This is a genomic window from Streptomyces sp. NPDC005799 (genome assembly GCF_040630525.1).
In the GTDB taxonomy this organism is placed as follows: Bacteria; Actinomycetota; Actinomycetes; order Streptomycetales; family Streptomycetaceae; genus Streptomyces; species Streptomyces griseorubiginosus_B.
Map to the genome: position 1 here is coordinate 1 of NZ_JBEXXQ010000160.1, position 3,605 is coordinate 3,605.

Below are 3,605 nucleotides of genomic sequence, written 5' to 3' on the forward strand. Positions count from 1 at the left end.
GCATGCGCCTCGACGGGGGCGCCGGAACGTCCGCTCCCCCATCGCGGTTCCAGGACCAGTCCGCCACAGCCTGTTCGGCGCACCTGGCACGGCTAGCGGCGGCCACATCCACCTCGCCAATGCAGCCCACATCTCGGGTGCCCTCTACCGGCGACGATCGGTTGGGTGACGACGGAACGTACCGGTAGACGGTGAGCACCGGTATCAGAGATGCCCGCGCCTTCCTTCTGATTGGCACCTTAGCGGCACCAATCAGCACGGGCACTTCTCACCACGGTGGATTCAGCACTCAGTGGGCGATCACGGGCTCGCCCTCCGACGGCGCCAGAGCCCTGTTCGGCATCAGGAACGCCGCCAGCACCGCACCGACCACGAAGATCCCGGCACCCCACGCCAGGGTGGCCGTGTAGCTCTCCACCCCGGCCTGCGCCACGGTCAGCGCGCCGGGCTTGTGCGAGGACAGGTAGTCGGTCGCGGCCGACGAGGCGACGGTGGTCAGCAGGGCCGTGCTGATCGAACCGCCCACCTGCTGGCTGGTGTTGATCAGTGCCGAGGCGACGCCCGCGTCCTCGTGGTGCACGCCCGCGGTCGCGCCCTGGAACGAGGTGGTCATCACCGCACCGATGCCGAGGCCCAGCAGGATCATGCCCGGCATGATGTTGGCGACGTAGGCGCTGTTCAGCGTGAGCTGCGTCAGCAGGGCCATTCCGGATGCGGACACCAGGAAGCCGGCGGTGACCACGACCTTCGGTCCGACCCTGGGCAGCAGCAGGGACGGCACCGTGGTCGACGAGGCGACGATGCCGCCGACCATCGGCAGGAAGGACAGCCCGGCCTCGATCGGCGAGTAGCCGATGCTGGCCTCCAGGTAGTAGGTCAGGAACAGGAAGATCGAGAACATCCCCATGCCCAGGACGAACACGGCCAGGAACGAACCGCCCCGGGTCCGGTCCAGCACGACGCGCAGCGGCAGCAGCGGATGCGCGACCCTGGACTCCAGCCAGGCGAACACCCCGAGCAGCACCACGCCGCTGATCATGGAGCCGAGGGCGACCGGGTCGGTCCAGCTGGTGGATTCGACGTGCGCGAATCCGTAGACGATGCCGAACAGCGCGGCGCTCACCACGACGGTGCCGGGAACGTCGATCCTGGGCCGCTCGGTGTGTGCGGGTTTGGATAGCAACAGCAGCGCACCGGCCAGCGCGACGCCCGCGAAGACGACGTTCACGTACATCACCCAGCGCCATGACGCCCATTCGGTGAGCATGCCGCCGAGCAGGAGTCCGACCGCGGCGCCCGCACCGGACAACGCACTGAAGATGCCGAACGCCTTCGGCCGCTCGGCCGGGTCGGTGAAGGTCACACTGAGCAGGGAGAGCGCCGCGGGCGCGAGCAGCGCGGCGAACAGGCCCTGGGCCACGCGGGCCGCGACGAGTATCTCGAAGCTGCCGGCCGCGCCGCCGACGACGGACGCGGCCGCGAAACCGACCAGGCCGGTCACGAAGGTCGTACGTCGGCCGAACAGGTCACCGAGCCGGCCACCGAGCAGCAGCAGGCTGCCGAACGCCAGGGCGTACCCCGTGATGACCCACTGCCGGCTGCCGTCACTGAAACCGAGGTCATGCTGCGCTTCGGGCAGCGCGATGTTCACGACGGTCGCGTCGAGCGTGACCATCAGCTGTGCCACGCCCAGCACGACCAGCACCCACCAGCGCACGGCATGTGAGCCGCGGCGGCCCGAGTCTGTTTTCCCGGAGGCGGGCGCTCCGCGGTCGAAGGTGGTACTCACATTTCCCCTTAGTCGCTGGTCATGGACCGACCATCAGCCGGAAACCGATCTGTTTCCAGCTAGAAAAACAGATCAGTTTCCACAGTGCAAGTTCGGGTCGCCTCCGAGCCGGGAACGACCCGGGAAGTCGAAGCCCACGTGGGGCCGGTGACGCGCGGCCGACTGCTCGGCGACGCGGCACGGCTGCTGTCGCGAGCCGGCGATCTACGGCGCCACTGCGGACGTGCGCGGCCCGATGCTGTCGCCGTCGAAGGCGATCGGAGTGAACACGCCGCCGCTTACCGGGACTTGGGGCTTACTTCGGCATCGACATGTTGCCGCGATCACGGTGCGGGGGGTCGCATCCCGTAGGGAGTAGCCGCAAGCGACGGCCGGGCGGAGCAGCCCCGTGCGGCCGCGCGCCGAGGACGACACACCGACAAGCCGGTGCCCGCCACTTCCGGAGGGGACCCCACACGCAGGGAGCCGCGACTCGCCGACACTCCACCGGGGCTCACTCGACCGCCTGTTCCGCCTGCCCGCACTCACGGCGATAACCGCAGCAGTGGTTCGCACAGATCCACCACATCGACGCGGCGCCCGGCTCGGCGTCCAGACTGCGAGGCGACCGCGTCACCATCTATGTCGAGAGTCCCCGGAATCAACAAGTACGGAAGGCGCCGGTGAAACCGGAACCTCGCCGGGCTTGCGCTCGGAAACCGATCGGTTTACCTTAGCGGAAACCGATCGGTTTCTCGATCCCGACAGGCAGTCATGACCACTTTGAAGAACGCGAACGTCTTCGTCACCGGCGGCAGCCGGGACATCGGCAAGGCGCTCGTGCAGGAGTCCTCCTCCCCCTGACGTCGCCGCACTCGCCCTCGTCGAGACCGAATCCCACGAAGTACTCGCCTGCGACATCTCCCGCCAGGCCAAAACATGCCTCGCCGACGATCTCGCGGCACTCTATCCCCAACTGGCCAACCAGCACCCCCCTTACTGCTCAAGGAGCCGGCGACATGCCCACCCAGGACCCCCGCCCCACCCTCCACATCCCCGGAACCACCACCCACACCATCGCCCCCCGCACAGGACGCGCCAGCCGCGAAGGAACCCTCCGCTACCTCAAAGCCGGCACCGGCACCCCCCTCGTCCTGCTGCACACCGTGCGCACCCAGGCCGAGCACTACCGCCACCTCATCCCCCTGATCGCGGACCACTACACCGTGTACGCCCTCGACCTGCCCGGAATGGGCTACTCCGAGATCGTCCCCGGCGCCTCCTACGACGAACCCGCCATGCGCGCGGGCGTCGAGCGCCTCCTGACCGAACTCGACCTGCACGACGTGACGTTGGTCGGCGAGTCCATGGGAGCGGTGCTCGCCCTGACCACCGCGGCGGATCTGCCCGAGCGGGTGCGCCGCGTCGTAGCAGTGAACACGTACGACTTCCGGGGCGGAATCGCCCGCTCCAGCCTCCTCGCCCGCGTCGTCGTCAGCGGCGTCCTCACGCCCGTCGTGGGCCCGGTGATCGCCGGTGTGGAGCCCAAGCCCGCCCTCACCAAGATCCTTCAGGGCGGCCTCGGCGACAAGAACGCGCTACGGGAGGACTACGTGGACGAGCTCCTCCAGGTCGGCAGCCGCGCCGGCTACCCGACCGTCGCCCGGGCCGTCTACCAGGCACTGCCCAGCCTCATCGCCGCCCGCTCACGCTATCGCGAGGTCAAGGCGCCGGTGCACCTGGTCTACGGCGAGAAGGACTGGTCCCGGCCCTCCGACCGGGAGGCCAACAAGCAACTGCTTCCCTTCGCCGACTTCACACAGGTCCCCCAGGCAGG

The 3,605-nt window shown here is 68.7% G+C and carries 2 protein-coding genes and 1 pseudogene; 2 read left to right on the top strand and 1 reads right to left on the bottom strand.

The window, feature by feature from the left end; genetic code table 11:
* Positions 1-289: 289 nt before the first annotated feature.
* Entirely contained in the window at positions 290-1,789 is a 1,500-nt protein-coding gene (locus ABZ453_RS50695; RefSeq protein WP_359026798.1) for an MFS transporter, read from the bottom strand.
* An 835-nt stretch (positions 1,790-2,624) separates the two neighbouring features.
* Here ABZ453_RS50695 and ABZ453_RS50700 point away from each other — a divergent pair.
* Positions 2,625-2,750: pseudogene (locus ABZ453_RS50700) on the top strand (short-chain dehydrogenase); the annotation flags it as partial.
* A 37-nt stretch (positions 2,751-2,787) separates the two neighbouring features.
* Positions 2,788-3,605: alpha/beta fold hydrolase (locus tag ABZ453_RS50705; protein ID WP_359026800.1), on the top strand; the 818-nt coding region annotated here is incomplete at its 3' end.